The sequence below is a fragment of the Streptomyces sp. NPDC059009 genome, assembly GCF_042740175.1.
In the GTDB taxonomy this organism is placed as follows: Bacteria; Actinomycetota; Actinomycetes; order Streptomycetales; family Streptomycetaceae; genus Streptomyces.
This window is the reverse complement of record NZ_JBHYJB010000001.1, coordinates 285,542-303,582: the sequence shown is the minus strand read 5'-3', so window position 1 is coordinate 303,582 and position 18,041 is coordinate 285,542. Positions and strand designations below refer to the sequence as shown.

16 protein-coding genes are annotated in these 18,041 nt (G+C 71.8%); 13 read left to right on the top strand and 3 right to left on the bottom strand.

Features of this window, described 5'->3' with window-relative positions; translation table 11 throughout:
• Positions 1 to 232: 232 nt before the first annotated feature.
• On the top strand, positions 233 to 673 hold the full coding sequence (locus ACFWYM_RS01435) for a hypothetical protein (protein WP_384828656.1): 441 nt from the start codon (positions 233 to 235) through the stop codon (positions 671 to 673).
• Positions 670 to 1,077, top strand: coding sequence for an antibiotic biosynthesis monooxygenase family protein (locus ACFWYM_RS01430; RefSeq protein WP_384828654.1), 408 nt, complete (start codon positions 670 to 672; stop codon positions 1,075 to 1,077). The genes ACFWYM_RS01435 and ACFWYM_RS01430 overlap by 4 nt, the downstream gene beginning before the upstream one ends.
• Here the strand turns inward: ACFWYM_RS01430 and ACFWYM_RS01425 are convergent.
• Positions 1,034 to 1,669 carry a TetR/AcrR family transcriptional regulator gene (locus ACFWYM_RS01425; protein WP_384828652.1) on the bottom strand — a complete coding sequence of 212 codons (636 nt, stop codon included), beginning with the start codon at positions 1,667 to 1,669 and terminating at the stop codon, positions 1,034 to 1,036. The two genes, ACFWYM_RS01430 and ACFWYM_RS01425, sit on opposite strands and share 44 nt — an antisense overlap.
• Positions 1,670 to 1,764: 95 nt before the next feature.
• On the opposite strand from ACFWYM_RS01425, the gene ACFWYM_RS01420 reads away from it, so the two are divergent.
• The 4 genes from ACFWYM_RS01420 (at position 1,765) to ACFWYM_RS01405 (ending at position 5,160) form a co-directional block, all read left to right on the top strand.
• Positions 1,765 to 2,187 carry a DUF4345 domain-containing protein gene (locus tag ACFWYM_RS01420; RefSeq protein WP_384828650.1) on the top strand — a complete coding sequence of 141 codons (423 nt, stop codon included), beginning with the start codon at positions 1,765 to 1,767 and terminating at the stop codon, positions 2,185 to 2,187.
• A gap of 49 nt (positions 2,188 to 2,236) precedes the next feature.
• Positions 2,237 to 3,022: a HEAT repeat domain-containing protein gene (locus ACFWYM_RS01415; protein ID WP_384828648.1), complete on the top strand. Its 786-nt coding sequence runs from the start codon at positions 2,237 to 2,239 to the stop codon at positions 3,020 to 3,022.
• Positions 3,016 to 4,059 (top strand): HEAT repeat domain-containing protein, encoded by a 1,044-nt coding sequence (locus tag ACFWYM_RS01410; protein WP_384828647.1) that lies wholly within the window; start codon positions 3,016 to 3,018, stop codon positions 4,057 to 4,059. The genes ACFWYM_RS01415 and ACFWYM_RS01410 overlap by 7 nt, the downstream gene beginning before the upstream one ends.
• Before the next feature lie 156 nt (positions 4,060 to 4,215).
• Positions 4,216 to 5,160, top strand: coding sequence for an endo-beta-N-acetylglucosaminidase H (locus tag ACFWYM_RS01405; protein WP_384828644.1), 945 nt, complete (start codon positions 4,216 to 4,218; stop codon positions 5,158 to 5,160).
• Between the two features lie 157 nt (positions 5,161 to 5,317).
• Here the strand turns inward: ACFWYM_RS01405 and ACFWYM_RS01400 are convergent, their stop codons facing one another.
• Positions 5,318 to 7,426 (bottom strand): TerD family protein, encoded by a 2,109-nt coding sequence (locus tag ACFWYM_RS01400; RefSeq protein ID WP_384828642.1) that lies wholly within the window; start codon positions 7,424 to 7,426, stop codon positions 5,318 to 5,320.
• A 343-nt stretch (positions 7,427 to 7,769) separates the two neighbouring features.
• Here ACFWYM_RS01400 and ACFWYM_RS01395 point away from each other — a divergent pair, with 343 nt between their 5' ends.
• The 6 genes from ACFWYM_RS01395 (at position 7,770) to ACFWYM_RS01370 (ending at position 15,553) form a co-directional block, all read left to right on the top strand.
• Positions 7,770 to 8,876: a PP2C family protein-serine/threonine phosphatase gene (locus ACFWYM_RS01395; RefSeq protein ID WP_384828640.1), complete on the top strand. Its 1,107-nt coding sequence runs from the start codon at positions 7,770 to 7,772 to the stop codon at positions 8,874 to 8,876.
• Between the two features lie 57 nt (positions 8,877 to 8,933).
• Positions 8,934 to 10,232, top strand: a complete 1,299-nt coding sequence (pcaC, locus tag ACFWYM_RS01390; RefSeq protein WP_384828638.1) for a 4-carboxymuconolactone decarboxylase — start codon at positions 8,934 to 8,936, stop codon at positions 10,230 to 10,232.
• 33 nt (positions 10,233 to 10,265) lie between these two features.
• Positions 10,266 to 10,901: an MBL fold metallo-hydrolase gene (locus ACFWYM_RS01385; RefSeq protein WP_384828831.1), complete on the top strand. Its 636-nt coding sequence runs from the start codon at positions 10,266 to 10,268 to the stop codon at positions 10,899 to 10,901.
• A 37-nt stretch (positions 10,902 to 10,938) separates the two neighbouring features.
• A complete protein-coding gene (locus ACFWYM_RS01380) occupies positions 10,939 to 11,718 on the top strand; it encodes an exodeoxyribonuclease III (RefSeq protein WP_384828636.1) in 780 nt (259 codons plus the stop codon).
• A gap of 183 nt (positions 11,719 to 11,901) precedes the next feature.
• Positions 11,902 to 12,927: a helix-turn-helix domain-containing protein gene (locus ACFWYM_RS01375; protein ID WP_384828634.1), complete on the top strand. Its 1,026-nt coding sequence runs from the start codon at positions 11,902 to 11,904 to the stop codon at positions 12,925 to 12,927.
• 202 nt (positions 12,928 to 13,129) lie between these two features.
• Complete coding sequence (locus tag ACFWYM_RS01370; protein WP_384828633.1) at positions 13,130 to 15,553, top strand: PQQ-binding-like beta-propeller repeat protein; 2,424 nt, start codon at positions 13,130 to 13,132, stop codon at positions 15,551 to 15,553.
• 32 nt (positions 15,554 to 15,585) lie between these two features.
• Here ACFWYM_RS01370 and ACFWYM_RS01365 read toward each other — a convergent pair whose 3' ends face one another.
• A complete protein-coding gene (locus tag ACFWYM_RS01365) occupies positions 15,586 to 16,593 on the bottom strand; it encodes a helix-turn-helix domain-containing protein (RefSeq protein ID WP_384828631.1) in 1,008 nt (335 codons plus the stop codon).
• A 238-nt stretch (positions 16,594 to 16,831) separates the two neighbouring features.
• Here ACFWYM_RS01365 and ACFWYM_RS01360 point away from each other — a divergent pair, with 238 nt between their 5' ends.
• The gene (locus tag ACFWYM_RS01360) at positions 16,832 to 17,950 is read left to right on the top strand and encodes a serine hydrolase domain-containing protein (protein ID WP_384828629.1); all 1,119 of its coding nucleotides are present in this window, start codon (positions 16,832 to 16,834) and stop codon (positions 17,948 to 17,950) included.
• Positions 17,951 to 18,041: the final 91 nt, after the last annotated feature.

Below are 18,041 nucleotides of genomic sequence, written 5' to 3'. Positions count from 1 at the left end.
CCCGGACGACCTGCCTATCGTCGTCCGACCGTGACCCCGGAGGAGAGCACCCACGTCGATACGTTCACGGGTACCACCTCCTCTTTCTCTCGCACGGCCTCCGGGAAAGTAGCAGCGCCTGATGTGGTTCGCCAAACGGATTTCTGCGACCGAAAGCCTGACGGAAGGTGTCAAGTAATCCCGTCAGCATGACTCCAGACCAACAGCACCGGCCAGGCCAAGGAGCATGCCCATGAATCGTCATGACGTCGTAGCTGCCGCAGCCACTCCAGCTACCGCCTCCGTCAGACCCGACGCATCGGCGTATGCCTCGCTGCGCCGGATCCTGGCCCTGGACGCGGGCGGAACGCTCGCCTTCGGACTGGCCTACGTCGTCGCGGCAGGTCCTCTCGCCGGTCTCCTGGGCGTGAGCGACGCACTGCTGCTCACCTCCGGTGCCCTGATGCTCGCCATCGGTGCGGGCGCCGCGGCGCTGGCCCGCTGTCCTCAACCCCCGCGTGCGGCAGTGAAGTTGTTCGTCGCGGTCGGCATCGCGTGGGCGGCCGTCAGTGCTGCTTCTCTCGCCTTTGACTGGTGGGATCCCAATGGCCTCGGCGTCGCCTGGACCGTCGTGCAGACGATCCCCGTCGCCGTGTTCGCCGTCCTGCAGATCACCTGGCTGCGTGCCTCATGAGCAAGGACATATCCGGCGCGTCAGGCGAGTCCGGCGCGCCCGTCACGTTCATCAACGTCTTCGACATCGCCGCCGACCAGCTCGACGCGTTCATCGTCCAGTGGGAGCGGCGCGCCGCGCTCATGAGCGCCAAGCCCGGCTTCCTCGACTCCCGGCTGCACCGGGCCCGTTCCTCGCAGACTCGGTTCCAGCTCGTCAACGTCTCCCACTGGGAAAGCCAAGAGGCGTGGGAGGCCGGCACGGCGGACAGTGAATTCCGGGCACGCACGCACGCCGCGCGCACCGACCCGCACACGCCCGTCACCTCGAGCCCGGGCCTGTACGACATCGCCGCCGAGTTCATCGCGGGGGCCGCCGAGGTCATCGCGGGGGCTGAAGAGCCGCCGGTGGCCCGTCACCGGTGATGGGCCCGAGCGCCCCGGTCAGCGCACCGATCGCGATGTCGCGCAGCCGGGTGCGGGTGTAGCCGCGCGGGTGGTGGGTGAGCCAGTCCACACACAGCGCGCGTACGAAGACCAGCCAGCTCATCACCGCGGCCGACGCCATCTCCCGCCGGGCGGCGTCCAGTTGCCCGGCGTCGAGGCCGATGGCGACGAGGACGCGGCGGCGCAGTTCGTCGAGCTCGTCGTTGATGATGCCCTGGATGACCTGGTCGCCCGCCAGGCCCCGGTTCGCGGCGAGGACGGTGTGGCGGTTGGCGGCGAAGTAGTCGATGTGGGCGTCGAGCCCGGCCTTGAGCCACTGGGACGGGGGCGTGCCGGGGTCGAGCTCGGTCGCGGCGAGCAGCCGGCCCGCGGCCTGTCGGTAGACCGCGGCGAACAGCTCGCGCTTGCCGGGGAAGTGCCGGTAGAGCAGGGCGCGCGAGACACCGGCCCGTACGGCGACCTCCTCCATGAGGACGTCGTCGTACGGCTTCTCGGCGAACAACTCCGCGCCCACGTCGAGGAGTTGATGCGCCCGGGCGTCGGGGGAGAGGCGGCGGCGAGCTGGGGTCACGCATCCCAAAGTACTTGACGCGTGTCTACTTACCGCCCTACCGTCACGTTAGTAGACACAGATCTACTAACGTGATGTGACGGAGGGCCCCGGACGTGACCAGACTCAGACTCCTCACCGTGCTCTGCTGGGCCATGGGCGTCACCTGTGCCGCCATCGGGATCTACCACCTCGTCCTCGGGATCGCCTCGGTGCCGGGCGAGACCTCGGCCGGTGCCACGGTGGACAGCCGGGAGCGGTTCTACAACGCGATCTTCCTCGGGTACGGCCTGGCCTGGATCTGGGTGGTCAGGCAGGCCCCGATCCGGGCGCAGCTCGTGCGCGGGCTCGCCGCGATCATGCTGATCGGCGGCCTGGGCCGCCTGCTGTCCGCCGCCGTCCACGGCTGGCCGCACTGGTTCCAGATCCCGCTGACGGTCATCGAACTCGTCCTGCCGCCGCTGTACTTCTGGCTCGCCGACGCCGATGAGACCGTTCCGCCCACGGCGACTCCTGATCGGGCCGGCGACCTCGCTTGACCTTGACACGGTGACAAGGTCTTCACTGCCTCCCAAGGAGGTGGTCCCGATGACCATGACGGGAAGCCAGAGCACGGATGCGGCCGTGCGCGCCCTCCAGGGCCTGGAGGGCGGTGATGCGTCCGTACGCCTGCGAGCCGCTCTGGCGGTCGGCACGGCACCCGACCCGCGCTTCGTCGACAAGCTCGTCGAGCGCTGCGCGATCGAGCCCGAGTTCTTCGTCCGCGACATGCTGACCTGGGCACTCACCCGCCACCCGGTGTCCATGACGCTCCCCGCGCTGCTCCGCGAACTCCGTTCGGAGGGTCCGCAGGCACGCAGCCAGGCGCTGCACACGCTGTCCAAGATCGGGGACCGGAAGGCGTGGCCGTCCCTCACGCGGAGCCTGCTGTCCGACGCCGACGACGAGGTGGCGCGGAGCGCCTGGCGCGCCGCGGTCGTGCTCGTCCCGGAAGGCGAGGAGCCCGCCCTGGCCGAGGTGCTCACGTCGCAGCTCGGACGTGGCGGGCGGGAGACGCAGCTGAGTCTGAGCCGAGCCCTGGTCGCACTGGGTGAGGCAGCCGTCCCGGCGCTGTCGTCGGCTCTGCATGCCGCGCCGACGACGGCCGCTGACCCGGGCGTACGTGTGCACGCGCTGGCCACCCGACGGCTGCTGCGCGACCCGGACGCCGGATTCGAATCGGCGATCGAGGAGGCCAAGCGCGTCATGGCCCTCGCCGGAGCCCCGGGAGGGACAGTCGAACCCTCGGGAGGGGCAGTCGAACCCTCGGGAGGGGCAGCCGAGCCCCTGGCAGGGACAACCGGAACCCCCGGACGGACACTGGACTCGTGCTGATCGGTGAGGTGGCGAGACGGTCCGGGGTCAGTGCCCGCATGCTCCGGCACTACGAATCGATCGGCCTGGTGCGGCCCTCGGGCCGTACGGGCTCCGGTTATCGGGAGTACGCGCCGGGGGACATCCGGCGGATCTTCCACATCGAGAGCCTGCGGTCGCTGGGCCTGTCGCTGCGTGAGATCGGGCGCGCGCTGGACGATCCCGACTTCACGCCCGCGGAGCTCGTCGGCGACATCATCCGTCAGACGCGCGACCGCATCGCGGCCGAGACCGAGCTGCTCACGCGGCTGCGCAGGATCGACGCCGCGGACCCCGCCGACTGGGAGGACGTCCTCCAGGTCGTCGCGCTCCTCCAGGCGCTGAGGTCGCCGAGCGCCGACGCCCGTCAGCGCGCGGCCCTCTCTTCGGCCTCTTCCGCCGACGGGGTTCCGGTGCCGGTGGAGGCCCTGGTCGAGGCGCTGTTGAGCGAGACGGACACCAATGTCGCCGGTGCCCTCCGATGGGCTCTGGCGCGAGCGGGCGACGGCGACGGCGGCCCGGCACTGCTGGCGGAGGGCCTCCGCTCACCCGTGGCCGCGGTGCGGAAACGCGCCGTCCAGTCCCTCGCCGTGCTGCCCGGCGACGAGGCGACCGCGCACGTGCGGGACGCGCTCACGGACCCCGACGCCGCGGTCCGCGGGTGTGCGGCGCTGGCGCTCGGGACACGGGGAGCGGCCGATGTGGCCCCGACGCTCATCGACATGATCGTGGAGGGCAGGAACGACACCGACGCGGCCGACGCACTGAGCGAGCTGGCCACCGACACCGCGACGGCCGACCGGATCGCGGCCGGACTCGTCGACCGCCTCGCCCACGGCATGCACGCGGAAGCCCCCGCACGCGGACGGCTGACCCAAGCACTGGCGGGCATCCCGGGGGCGACGGCGGCCCGTGCCCTCGTAGAACTCTCGGATGACGAGGACCGCGCCGTAGCACTGACCGCCGCATACCTCCTCCACCGCCGCGACGCCCAGGTCCGCGACACCCAACTCCCCTGACGGCACGCTGAGTTGTGACACGACGTGCGTGAGAGTCGTGAAGAGTTCACGCACGATTCTTGGGACTTGGTCACAGGAGCGGAAAACTCGGAGGGCTCACTCGGCGCTTTCGAACAGGTCGGGGCGCCGACCCATGCGAGGGGAGACCGATCAACCATGTTCAGTCTGTTACGGAGCAGGGCGCGGACGGTGGCGCTCGCGCTCTCGGCCGTCGCGGCCCTTGCCTTCGGCGCGACCGCGACCAGCGGCGCGACCGCGGCCCCCGCCCCCGAGAAGGCGGCCCCCGCCCCCGCTCCCGCGAAGCAGGGGCCGACCTCGGTGGCGTACGTCGAGGTGAACGACAACAGCATGCTCAACGTCGGCAAGTACACCCTCGCCAACGGCGGCGGCAACGTCTTCGACGTCGCCGTGATCTTCGCGGCGAACATCAACTACGACACGAGCAAGAAGTCGGCGTACCTGTACTTCAACGAGAACGTGCAGCGCGTCCTCGACAACGCCGCCACGCAGATACGGCCGTTGCAGCAGAAGGGCATCAAGGTCGTCCTCTCGGTGCTCGGCAACCACCAGGGCGCGGGCTTCGCCAACTTCCCGTCCCAGCAGGCGGCTTCGGCGTTCGCGAAGCAACTCTCGGACACCGTGACCAAGTACGGGCTCGACGGCATCGACTTCGACGACGAGTACGCCGAGTACGGCAACAACGGCACCGGCCAGCCCAACGACAGCTCGTTCGTGCACCTGGTGACGGCGCTGCGCGCGAACATGCCGGGCAAGATCATCAGCCTCTACAACATCGGCCCGGCCGCCTCGCGCCTCTCCTACGGCGGCGTCGACGTCTCGTCCAAGTTCGACTACGCCTGGAACCCGTACTACGGCACCTGGCAGGTCCCCGGCATCGACCTGCCCAAGTCGAAGCTGTCGCCGGCGGCCGTCGAGATCGGCCGGACCTCGCAGAGCACGGCCGCCGACCTCGCCCGCCGCACCGTGAGCGAGGGCTACGGCGTCTATCTGACGTACAACCTCGACGGCGCCGACCGCAGTGCCGATGTCTCCGCGTTCACCAGGGAGTTGTACGGCAGTGACGCCGTCTACAAGCCGTAGCTCCCGCGGAGCGGCTTTCCGTATCCCGTAAGCCCGGGACCCGTGCAGGCCGCGCCTTCGACAACGATGTCGGGGGCGCGGTCCGCCCCCCTCCGTGGTCCGCCTCCCTCCGCGGCCCCCTCCCCGGCCACCTCGAAGGGCCCCGTCCCCCCCCGCCTCAGCTCACCCGCGTGACCACACCCCCATGGAACACATCGATCGCCGAGTCGACGCTGCGGATGAAGCCGGACGCCGCGTTGCCGCGCGTGCTGCCCAGCGTCCGCGAGAGCGACAGCCGGAAGCCCGTGATGTCGCGGGGCAGGCCGTTCCCCGGGCCCGGCAGCAGGTCGGCCGGTTCGGGGCGGAGCTTGTCCAACGTGGCGCGCGGGCCCGGGAGTTCACCGCGCAGCAGGGTCTGCACATGCAGATCGGCCGGTGCGTCGGCCAGCTGCCTCATCAGGCGCTTCACCCAGGCCAGGGGGTAGCCCTGGTCGGGCGCGGGCACCTCCATCGACGTACGGAGGCGGCTCAGGCGGAGATCGGCCGTGAGGTGCAGGGTGCCGGGCGCGCCGTCGATCCTGATCGCGGCGTGCAGCCGGCCGTCCTCGCAGAGTTCCTTGGCGTGGGCTGTGCGGCGCGACCGCGGATCCGTGCCGCGGCCGGCGCGCTGGACCGGCGTGACCTTCCTGCCGAGTTCGCCGCCGAGCCGCAGGCACACCTGCCGGATCAGCCGCTCCCAGCTCTCCACCACGCGCACCGCGCGCGGATCGCCCGGCACGAGTGTCTCGTCGTCGATCCCGTTGCGTACGCGGACCCAGTCGGGGCCCATGTTCTGGAAGCCGTGGCAGCCGGAGTTCTCGTGCTGGAGGTAGTGGAGGAGTTCCTCCAGCAGCCAGGCGTGCGGCTCCTGGCGTACGCCTTCGTGGTGGAGCAGCACCTGGGCCCGGTGCGTCACCTCGGCCCAGGAGAGGTGCCAGAGGGCGACCTTGTGCTTGCGCCGGGCGTCGGCTCTGACCTCCACGAGCGGGATCCCGTCCAGGGCCACGTCGTTGGTGAGCGTGATGACCGCCTCGTAGCCGCGCCGGGCGGCGATGTCGAGATAGTCCTGCACCTGCTCGGCCTTGAGGGGGTTGCCGTTGGTCTTGGTCTCGATCAGGGCGGTCCACAGCTTGCCCGCGCGTTCGACGCGGATGACGCCGTCGGGGCGGCGCGGACGGTCCGCGTTCGGCAGGGGCACCTCCGTGAACACCTCCATGCGGCCGGCCGGTGCGCCGTACGCGGCCGTGAGCCTGCGGCCGAACTCCGGTACCTGTGCCATCACCGACAAGAGGATGGACGTCGCCCGTGCCTCGCGGTCCCGGTCGCTCTTGAGCGAGGAGAGGGGAAAGAGGCGGGCCGCCTTCCACTCGTCGTTCTCCGCGAGGGAGGGCCTGGCGGCGGCCCGGGGCAGCACCCGTACCGCCCTCTTCGTGGTGGTGCGCGGACGACGGGAGCCGGCGGGTGCGGGGGCCGGGCCGATGCCGGGTGCGGGGCCGGGGCCCGGTGCGGATACGGGCGGTGCTTCCTGCGCCGTGAGCGGGACCTGACCCGCGCGACCTGCGACTGGTGTCCGGTCCGCGACCGGTGTCCGGTCCGTGACCGGTGCCTGGTCCGTGACCGGTGCCTGGTCCACGGCCCCCGGAGCCGGCAGGCCCGCTCGGGGAACGTCCGTCCCGGTTGAGGCGGCCCCCTCCTGACCGTCGTCCTCGTCGATCTCGATGCCGTAGTCCGTGGCCAGTCCGGCCAGCCCCGTCTCGTAACCCTGCCCGACCGCGCGGAACTTCCACTCGCCCGCCCGCCGGTAGATCTCGCCGAAGACGAAGGCGCTCTCCACCGTCGCCCCGGTGATGGTGAAGCCCAGGACGTCCTCGCCCGTACGGCTGGTGAGCGTGAGGCGGAGGTCCTCCAGTGCGCCGAAGCCGGCCCGCTGGTAACGGCTGGCGGCGATGACCGCGCACCGCACCGCCTGGGGGAGGGCCGACAGGTCGAGCCTGATCCTGTCCTCGCTGCCGTTGGCGGTGGGCGTCTGGCCGAGCAGCTGGACCGATCCGTCGGGCGCGACCGGGTGGTTGTAGAAGTAGAAGTCCTCGTTCCCGCCCACTCTCCCGTTCTCCCGGAGCAGGAGGACGGACACGTCGGCGTCCTCCTCGCCGCTCGCGCTGCTCCACCCGAGGCGCACGATGAGGGAGCCGCCCTCGTCGGCGAGCGCGGGAAGTGCGGTGTTCTCACCCTTGGCCAGTTCGCGCACGCGAGCCCCCCTGCGGTGGGAAGGACGTGCGGGCGAAGGCCGAACGGCCCTCCAGGCGAAAGAAGTTGAATGTCCCTTGTACAGAGGAGCTTGAGCCGACATCGGTGGTCCTGACAAGGGTCTGGACCCGCGTTCTGCCTGCATGTCGCGGGTATATGCCCAACGTGTAACCGCTGTCCGCCACTTGACCCCCGACCGATCGCAAGGCGGCACCGTGGCGATCACATGCGATCCGATGCGCAAAGGTACCGACGCGGGCGCGAGCGCCTGGATATATGTGGGTAGTCCGCCACGACGGTGAACAAGGTGAACAAGGCGAACGAGGTGAACGAGGGGAAAGAGGATGCCCAAGGGTTCGTCCACCGTCTGGCTCTGGCTCACCGCACTCATCGGTGCGGGCCTGGCCGCCCTCGACCTGGCCATGGGCCCGGCCACCAGCCTGATCGGACTGCTGCTCGTCTGCCCGATGGTGGCCTCCGCGCAGCAGGGCGGCCGGGTGACCGCCACCGTCTCCGCCGCCACCCTCGCGCTCGCCGTGGGCGTCAGTGCCGCCGAGCACGACCTGGGCCGGGGCGACACCCCGGTGCGGCTGCTGATCCTGGCCGTCGCCTCCGCGTACGCGACCGGGGTCGCCCGTCGGTCCACCCGTCACCAGCGGCAGTTGAAGAGGATCGCGGCCGTGGCCGAGCGCGCCATCATCCGGCCCACCGACTTCCGTATCGCCGGCCTCGAAGTCAGCGCCCGCTACCGCTCGGCGGCCCCGCAGGCACACATCGGCGGTGACCTGTACGCCTTCGCGAACACCCCGATGGGGCTGCGGCTGCTGATCGGCGACGTACGGGGCAAGGGCCTGTCCACCGTCCATCTGTCCGCCGCGGCCATCGGCCACTTCCGCGACGCCGCCTACACCCAGCCCGATCTGCTCGACGTCGTACGGGAGTTGGACGGCCGCCTCGCCGGGGACCTGGGGCCGGAGGACTTCATCACCGTGCTGATCGCCGAGGTCGCCCCCGACCACGTCCGCCTCGTCAACTGCGGTCACCACCCGCCCCTGCTCGTGCCGGGCACCGGCGCCCCCACCCTGCTGGTGCCACCCCTGTCGGCCACCCCCATCGGCCTGGGCCCCGCCCCCGTCGTCCACGAGGCGCCCCTGACGGACGGGGACCGGCTGCTCTTCTACACCGACGGCCTGGCCGAGGCCCGCGACCGGACCGGCGCCATGCCCGACCTCCGGAAGGTCGCGCGCCTCTGCGCCGCAGCGGACCTGGAGGACGCCCTCGACACCGTCCTGGACGCGGTGGACCGGCACACCGGCCACACCACGGCGGCCGACGACATCGCCCTGATCCTCCTCGAGGCGGCCCCCGCCCCCACACAGCAGCCGGCACCCGTACCCCGCCAGGAGCAGGGCGCGGCAGACCCGGAAGCCCCGTCCGCCGTGGGGCAGTGAGGTGCCCCTTCGGCCCCCTCTGACTCCCGCGTCAGCTCCGCCCGCTAGCGTGGAACGGTGAGTGAGACGAAGACCCCTGCCCTCCAGTACCGCTTCGACGGCCCGGAAGACGCCCCTGTTCTGATCCTGGGGCCCTCCCTCGGCACCACGTGGCACATGTGGGACCGGCAGGTGCCCGAGCTCAGCAAACAGTGGCGGGTGTTCCGCTTCGACCTGCCCGGACACGGGGGTGCCCCGGCGCACCCGGCGGGGTCGGTCGCGGAGCTCGCCACGCGGCTGCTCGGCACGCTCGACGAGCTCGGCGTGCAGCGCTTCGGGTACGCGGGCTGCGCCCTGGGCGGCGCCATCGGCGCGGAGCTCGCCCTGCGCCACCCGCAGCGCGTCGCCTCGCTCGGGCTGATCTCCGCCTCGCCGCGGTTCGGCTCGGCCGACGAGTTCCGCCAGCGCGGCGTGATAGTCCGCAGCAACGGCCTCGACCCGATCGCCCGCACCTCGCCCGAGCGCTGGTTCACGCCCGGCTTCGCCGCCGCGCAGCCCGCGATCACCGACTGGGCCGTGCAGATGGTCAGGACCACCGACCCCGGCTGCTACATCGCCGCCTGCGAGGCCCTCGCGGCCTTTGATGTGCGGGCCGAGCTCGGCCGGATCGGCGTGCCGACCCTCGTCCTGGTCGGTTCCGAGGACCAGGTGACCGGGCCCGGTGAGGCCCGCACGCTCGTCGCCGGGATACCCGATGCCCGCCTCGCCGTCGTGCCGGGCGCCTCGCACCTCGCCCCGGTCGAGCAGCCCGCCGCCGTCACGGACCTTCTCGTACGTCACTTCAGCACCGCCTGGCAGCCCGCCGTCGACCCGACGACCGGCCAGCACGCGATCATGGCGCCCCCGGTCAAGCCGGTCCTGCCGCCCCCGCCCGTCGCCCCGGTCGCGGAGATCGCGCCCCTCGAACAGCCCGAGCAGGTCGTGGGCTCCGGCCGCCCCGACCCGTACGAGCCGGGCCTCAAGGTCCGCCGCGAGGTCCTCGGGGACGCGCACGTGGACCGGGCCCTCGCCGGCACCGACGAATTCTCCGGCGACTTCCAGGAGTTCATCACCCGCTATGCCTGGGGCGAGATCTGGACCCGCCCGGGCCTGGACCGCCGCGCCCGCAGCTGCGTCACGCTCACCGCCCTGATCGCGGGCGGCCACCAGGACGAGCTCGCCTTCCACACGCGCGCGGCCCTGCGCAACGGCCTCACCCCCGACGAGATCAAGGAAGTGCTCCTGCAGACCGCCGTGTACTGCGGGGTCCCGGCCGCCAATGCGGCCTTCAAGATCGCTCAGTCCGTCATCCGCGAGGAAACGACGCCCCAGGAGTAGCAGGATGGAGGCATGGCCACTTCTCCTGCACCCATGAAGCTGACGAAGAAGTCCCACGCGTGCGTGCGTCTCGAAAAGGACGGGCGGACCCTCGTCATCGACCCCGGCACCTTCAGTGAGGAGGACGCCGCGGTCGGTGCCGACGCCATCCTGGTCACGCACGAGCACATCGACCACTTCAACGAGGACCGGCTGCGGGCGGGCCTGGAGGCCAACCCCGGCGCCGAGATCTGGACCCTCCGTTCCGTCGCGGACCAGATCTCGGCAGCCTTCCCCGGCCGCGTCCACACGGTCGGCCACGGCGACACCTTCGAGGCCGCGGGCTTCGACGTCCAGGTCCACGGCGAGCTGCACGCGGTCATCCACCCCGACATCCCGCGCATCACGAATGTCGGCTACCTGATCGACGGCGGCGCGGTCTTCCACCCCGGCGACGCCCTCACCGTCCCCGACCACGCCGTGGAGACCCTGATGCTCCCCGTCATGGCCCCCTGGAACAAGATCGCCGAGGTCATCGACTACGTACGGGAGGTCAAGCCGGCCCGCGCGTACGACATCCACGACGCCCTCCTCACCGACCTGGCCCGCCCCATCTACGACAGCCAGATCGGCGCCCTGGGCGGCACCGAGCACCTGCGCCTGACGCCGGGGGAGTCCGCCACCCTGTGAGCGGTGGTTGTCAGTGGGGGCCGGTAGGTTGTGAGACATGCGCATCGCCACTTGGAACGTGAACTCGATCACCGCCCGCCTCCCCCGCCTCCTGGCCTGGCTGGAGAACAGCGGCACGGACGTGCTGTGCATCCAGGAGACCAAGTGCGCCGCGGAGCAGTTCCCGGCGGACGAGCTGCGCGAGCTCGGCTACGAGTCGGCGGTGAACGCGACGGGTCGGTGGAACGGGGTGGCGCTGGTCTCCCGCGTCGGCCTCGACGACGTCGTCAAGGGTCTCCCCGGCGACCCCGGTTACGACGGCGCCGAGGAGCCCCGCGCGGTCTCCGCGACGTGCGGCCCGGTCCGCGTCTGGTCGGTCTACGTGCCGAACGGCCGCGAGGTGGACCACGCTCACTACGCCTACAAGCTCCAGTGGTTCGAGGCCCTGAAGGCCGCGGTCGCCGGGGACGCGGCGGGCTCCCGCCCCTTCGCGGTGATGGGTGACTACAACGTCGCGCCGACGGACGACGACGTCTGGGACATCTCCGTCTTCGAGGGCGCCACGCACGTCACCCCCGCCGAGCGCGCGGCCCTCGCGTCCCTGCGCGAAGCGGGCCTCCAGGACGTCGTCCCGCGCCCCCTGAAGTACGACCACCCCTTCACGTACTGGGACTACCGCGCCCTCGGCTTCCCGAAGAACAAGGGCATGCGCATCGACCTCGTGTACGGGAACGAGAGCTTCGCGAAGGCGGTGACGGACGCGTACGTGGACCGCGAGGAGCGCAAGGGCAAGGGCGCGTCGGACCATGCGCCGGTTGTGGTGGACCTGGACGTCTAGGGCTCGTCGACCGGGCGGTGGGCACCGGTTGCCGGAAGCCGGAAGCCGGAAGCCGGAAGCCGGAAGCCGGCCGGTGGTCGGTGGCCGGTGGATCACCGCGAGCCCCTCGCCGGGGGCGCGTCCGCCACGATGTCGACCTGACGCCGTCTTCTCAGCACCGCGTCCGCTTGCCACGATCGCGAGATGCGCGACGTGAGCGAGAGCTCTGCCCAGGATCCCGTGGTGCGGGTGAGCACCGACGGCATCCCGCACCAGGAGAGGTTCTCCTGGTGGACCGAGATGGTCGACCGCGAGGTCATGCCGGTGACGACCCGCTGCGAGCACGCCCCGCGATTCCGCGGCTGGGCGAGGACCGTGACGGTGCCGCGGACTCCGGTGACGACCTTCACGTTCTCGCCGATGAGGGCGCGCCGCTCGGGACGCCAGGTCAGCCGCCAGGATCCCGAGGACTTCTACCTGATGCTCGCGCGGGAGAACCCGATCCGCCTCGAGCAACATCAAAACGTCGCGTGCCTCGATGCCGGTGACATGGTCCTGTTCTCCTCGTCGTACCCGTTGAGCTGCAAGTTCCATGACCTCGGCAGGCAGTCGAAGCTGACGATGATGCGGCTGCCCCGCGCCGCCCTGCCGCTGCCGGGCGGCCGGGCGGACCGGCTGCTCGCGGAGCCGCTGCGGCCCGCCCGTTCGGGGCCCGTGGCGCTCCTTGGGCCGTATCTCGCGGGCCTTGAGGACGCCGCGCGTGCCAGCAGTCCCCAGGAACTGGCGCGCCTCGGAGCCATCGGGCTCGATCTGGTGGCCACGGCGCTCGCCGGGCGCCTCGGCGCGGAGGACAGCCTGCCGCCCGAGACCCGGCGCGCCGCTCTGCTGTTCCGCATCAACGCTTTCATCGACCAGCACCTCGGCGACCCCGAGCTGCGCCCGGCGGCCATCGCGGCCCACCACCACATCTCGGTACGCACCCTGCACCAGCTGTTCCGCGACGAGCCGGAGACCGTGGCCGCCACCGTCCGTCGCCGTCGCCTGGAGCACTGCCACGCGGACCTGACCGATCCCCGCCTGGCGCGGTGCGCGATCGGCGAGATCGCCGTGCGATGGGGGTTCCGGCACGCCGGGGACCTCAGCCGTGCCTTCCGCGACGCCTACGGGGCAGCCCCGAGCGAGGTCCGGGCGCGTGCACGCGATGCCAAGAATGTCTGCGCTCCCTGCTGATGACCGCACGGGTCCGGAGGGACCACAGTGGGAGGGCACCACTCCGGGTGACCATCAGGGGGGAGCCACCGGGTGCTGCGACGGTGGCGGCGGTGCCGATGGGTATCCCGCCGCCACCGGAACCCGTTCGGCGGCTACGGTGCTCACACCGGGGCGTCGGTGGGCCGTGCGGGGCGCCCGACTTCCGTACGGGCAGGGGGACATGGAGAATCTCACGGGCGATGACCCGAGAGCCGTCGGCGGCTACCGGCTCCTGGGGCGTCTCGGGCAGGGCGGAATGGGCCGTGTCTACCTGGCGCAGGCGGCGGAGGCAGGCGGCGGCCACCTCGCGCTCAAGGTCATCCACCCCGCGTACGCACAGGACGAGGAGTTCCGGCGCCGCTTCCGCCGCGAGGTGCGCGCCGCCGCCCGCGTCAGGGCGCCCGGCGTGGCACGCGTCCTCGACGCCGATGCCGACGCGCAACTCCCGTGGCTGGCAACGGAGTTCATCCCCGGCCTCTCCCTCGCCGAGGCGATCGCCGAGCACGGCAGCCTGCCCGTCCCGGCGTGCCGCCGCCTTGCGGGGCACCTCGTGGCCGCGCTCCGCTCCGTCCACGGAGAGGGACTGGTCCACCGGGACCTGAAGCCGTCCAATGTGCTGCTCGGCGCGGACGGCGCCCGCCTCATCGACTTCGGGATCGCCCGCGCGGTCGACGACAGCGCCATCACGCACACCGGCCAGATCCCCGGCACGCCCGGCTACATCGCCCCCGAGGTGCTGCGCGGCGCGGACGCGGACGCCCGGTCGGACGTGTTCGCGCTCGGCGCGGTCCTCGCGTTCGCCGCCCGGGGCAGCCACCCCTACGGGACGGGTCCGGCCGCCGTGGTCCTGGCCCGTCCGCTGGCCGTGGACCCGGACCTGTCGGGGATCGCGGACGATGCGTTCGCGGACGTCCTGCGCCGCTGCCTGGCCATGGACCCGGCGGACCGCCCCACCCTGGACGGCCTCGCACGTGCCGCTGCCGCCGAGGGGCGCGCGCCCACCGGGTTCTGGGTCCCGGCGACGCTGCTCGACGTCATCGGGCAGCGGTCGTTGCTCGCGGAGACGCTGACGGCGCGAGGGCCCGGCCGGGCGCCTGGTGTGGGACGGGCGCCCGCCCCGCACCGGCCGACGGAGTACCCGGCGCCGGGACCGCACGACGCGCCGACTGTCGGTGCGACCGTCGAGCCCGCGCCGGCGGGCGAGGCAGGCACATCAACACCCCCTGACCACAAGGGACTTACGGAGGGACGTACGGAGGGACGTACGGAGAAGCGGTCGCCCACCAAGGCGGCTCCCAAGCCGCCACCACCACCTCGCCGCCTCCCCGGCCGACGCACCGTCGTGCGGGCCGCCCTGGCCGTGGGGGCCGTCGTCGGGGGCGGCATCGTCATCGACGGACTGCGGGACACCGGCCGCAAGAGCCGCGAGCAGGACGAGAAGCGGCAGGCGGAGCAGGACAAGGAAGGGGCGCGGGCCCAAGAGATCGCCCGCCGCCACAAGGCAGCGGTGAAGGCCGCCGCCGTACCCCTCTCGTCGCGCCTCGTATGGGACCAGAAGGCCGAAGGCGGACTCTCGGCCCCTTCCCTGTCGGGCTCCGAGCTGTATGTCAGGGACACAAGTGGCAGCCTGCGGGCCCTCAAGGCGCGCTCCGGAGCGGTTCGTTGGTCGAAGCGGGTCGGCTCGACCCACATCCAGTTCGCGCTGGTGGCGATCGGCGACGTCGTCGCGGTGATGGGCAGCCGGCCGGACATGACGGTGCACAGCGCACGCGACGGATCTCTCCTGTGGACCGCGCCACGCGCCGACAGCCCGCCAAGGGTCTGGCGGGGCAACCTGGTCTACGACGCGGGCTACGCCATCCGCTGTGTCACCACAGGCGGTTCGCAGCTCTGGAACCACGACTACGGCGGCCCGAACCTGAAACCCGGCCCCTTGATCACGACGGATGACACCGCGGTACTGGTACGGGGCGGCAACAGACTCATCGTGGTGTCGCTCCGGAACGGCTCCCTGCGCTGGGACCGACAGCTCACCGACGGCCTGACCCTCGCCGAAACAGCCGTGAGCGGCGACACCGTGATCGTCCACGACGAAGGGAAGCTCACCGCCTTCGATCTGTACAGCGGCAGCAAGCGCTGGAGCACCGAGACGCCGTCCGGCGGCGGTACGGGCCCCGTCTCGGTCCGGCGGGGCGTCGTCTACGCGGCGGCGGCCGGCCTGTACGCGTGTTCCCTCGCCACGGGCAAGAAGCTCTGGCACGCCCGCCGAGGGCCGGGCCGATCCGTGCTCCATTGCCCGCGCGTACCGGAGTTGGTCTTCGGCCACGAGTACTCCGAGCTGATCGCCGTACGCGCGTCCAACGGCTCGGTGGCCTGGCGGACCGTCCTGGACTCCGGCGGCGCCGCCGGCTCCGAGAAGACCATCGCCGCTGACAGCGCCCTGTACGGGTACGCCGACACAGGCGATGTCCTGGCCTGCGTGGACGCCCGCACCGGACGCTTCCGCTGGACGATCCGCCCCGTGTCGAGCATGTTCGCCCCGGTGCCGACCCCCGCCGGCCTGGTGGTCGCGGGCCCCGACGGCCTGCTCTGCGTCAAGCCATGACCGACCGACCGGACAGGACGAGCGGGGAGGGGTCACTTGTCGTCGGGTGCGGCCCGCCCGGCGACCGGCAGTCCGCGGAGCGCCGCCTGCCGGATCTCTCTCGGCGCCATGCCGTACGCGGCGCGGAACGCCCGGCTGAACTCCGCCGGGCGCAGGTATCCCCACCGGGCGGCGACGGCGCCGATCGACCGCTGCCGCAGCCGGGGGTCGGTGAGGTCGGCGTGGCAGCGTTCCAGGCGGCGCCGGCGGATGGAGGCGGCCACGGTCTCGCCCTGCTGGCGGAAGAGCAGGTGCAGGGAGCGCAGGGAGATGTGATGGTGTGCGGCGATGTCGGCCGGAGTCAGGCCCGGTTCACCGAGGTTGTGGTCGATGAAGGCGTTGACGCGGGCCAGCAGGGCCTGTTGGCGGGTCTCGGCCGGGAGGTCGTCGTAGGCCCCGAGGTGCTGGGCCAGGCAGGCGCCGGCCAAGTCCAGTGCCATCGCCCCTAATCGGCTCAGATCGCGCGGGTCGCACTCGGGCCCGTAGGCGTCGAGCGAGTCGATGAACCGGGCGAGGATCGCCCCCATCCCGCCCCGCGCCGACAAGGGCTGGGCGAGCAGGCGGCGGACCTTGTCGTACGGCAGCGGCACGGCCTCGCGCGGCAACTGCAGGATGACCACCTGGGTGTTGAGCCCGCGGTCCGGCACCTCGCCCTCGAACGGGTACGAGACGTCGAAGAGCAGCATGTCGCCGAGCACGAGCCCGGAGTCCTGACGCCGCTGGCTGATCCAGAGGGGAGTGCCGGAGACGAGGAGCAGCTGGTACGTGCCCGGGTCGGCCCGCCGGATGTCGGCCCAGGTGCGCTTCAGGTAGGCGGGCGGGCTGTTGAAGGCGGCCACGCGTACGGAGTCGAGGTCGAGCACCGAGGCCGAGGCGCGGAAGTCGACTGCTCCGTATGCGCTGTTGAGGGTGAGCGGCGCCAGCTCACGCGACACCAGCTCGCCCCAGAAGGGGCATTGGTCCGCAGCGGGCAGATCCTCGTTCGACACGGTCTGCCACATCCCGCATCCACCCCGCATTCCCCTGATCGCCACTGGTTCCCCTAGGCGCACGACGGTCGGTGCTCGGTGCTCGGTGCTCGGCGCCCTCCACGGCTCCATTGTTCCCCGGGGGACGGGGCCTCGGGGAGCTGTTGCCGCCGGTTCGACGGCCCCGGCCGACTCAGAGATTACGTAATGACGTAATCTCTGAGTCGTGATCGACGAGTCAGCGTTACGACGAAAGACGGGGGAGCCACCCATGAACCGAAGGAAGTTCCTTGCCGTGGCGACGGCGGCGACAGCGGGAACGGGCGCCTCGCTGCTGCCGGGCAACGCGACAGCGGCCACCGCCGAGGCCGAGCCCGACGGACTGCCCGCGCGGGTGCGGAGGTACCTGGACCAGGCGCTCGCCGCGGGCAGCCCGAGCGTCATCTGCGGGGTCATCCAAGGCCGACGCACCCACGTCCAGGGCGCGGGCAGGGCCGTGGGCGGATCGGCGCCGGACGGCAGGACGGTGTTCCAGCTCGGCTCCATCACCAAGACCCTCACGGCCACGGCACTCGCACGCGCCGCGTGCGCGGGCACGGTCCCCCTGGACGCGCCGCTCACCCTGCCCGCCCGCTTCCCCATCCCGCGCAAGGGACCCCGCCGGATCACCCTGGCCGACCTGGCCACCCACACCTCCGGCCTGCCCTCCCTCCCACCGAACCTGCTCGCCGAGGCGGACCCGCTCGACCCGTACGCGCACTACACGCTGGACGACCTGGCCGCCGGACTGCGCGAGACAAAGCTGAGCACCGAGCCTGGAAAGGTCCATGCCTACTCAAACTTGGGCTTCGGGCTGCTCGGCCAGGCACTGGCCTTCGACGACGTGGACGCGATGCTGCGGCGCCAAGTGGCAGCCCCGCTCGGCCTGGTGGACACGACGACGACCCTGCGCCCGGACATGGCAACCCGCAAGGCCGTCGGGCACGCCGACAAGAAGCCCGTCCCCGACTGGCACGACCGCGTCCTCAGCGGGGCCGGCACCTCGATGTACAGCACCGCCGACGACATGGTGCGCTTCCTCGACGCCCAGCTCCACCCAGGTCGTTCACGACTGCGCGCCGCCATCGAACTGACCCAGAAGCCCCGCTTCACCGTCGACCGGTACACGCGCCTCGGCCTCGGCTGGCACCTGGGCCCCATGCCCAGCGGCCGGACCATGACCTGGCACAACGGCGGCACCGGCGGATTCAGCACCTGCGCGGCGTTCAGCCGGGAGAGCGGGACGGCGGTGGTGATGATGGTGAACACCTACAGCGAGGGAACCGAGGCGGCTCCCCGCCCGGTGGACGCCCTCACGATCGGTCTGCTGCGCGAGCTGGACGCGGCCTGACCTGTCCTGTCCGGTCTCACCTGACCGGCCCGGCCGCGCCTCTCGGACATCGGGGCCGCGCGCGGCCGGGCGCCCACCGGGCCGCCGGCCG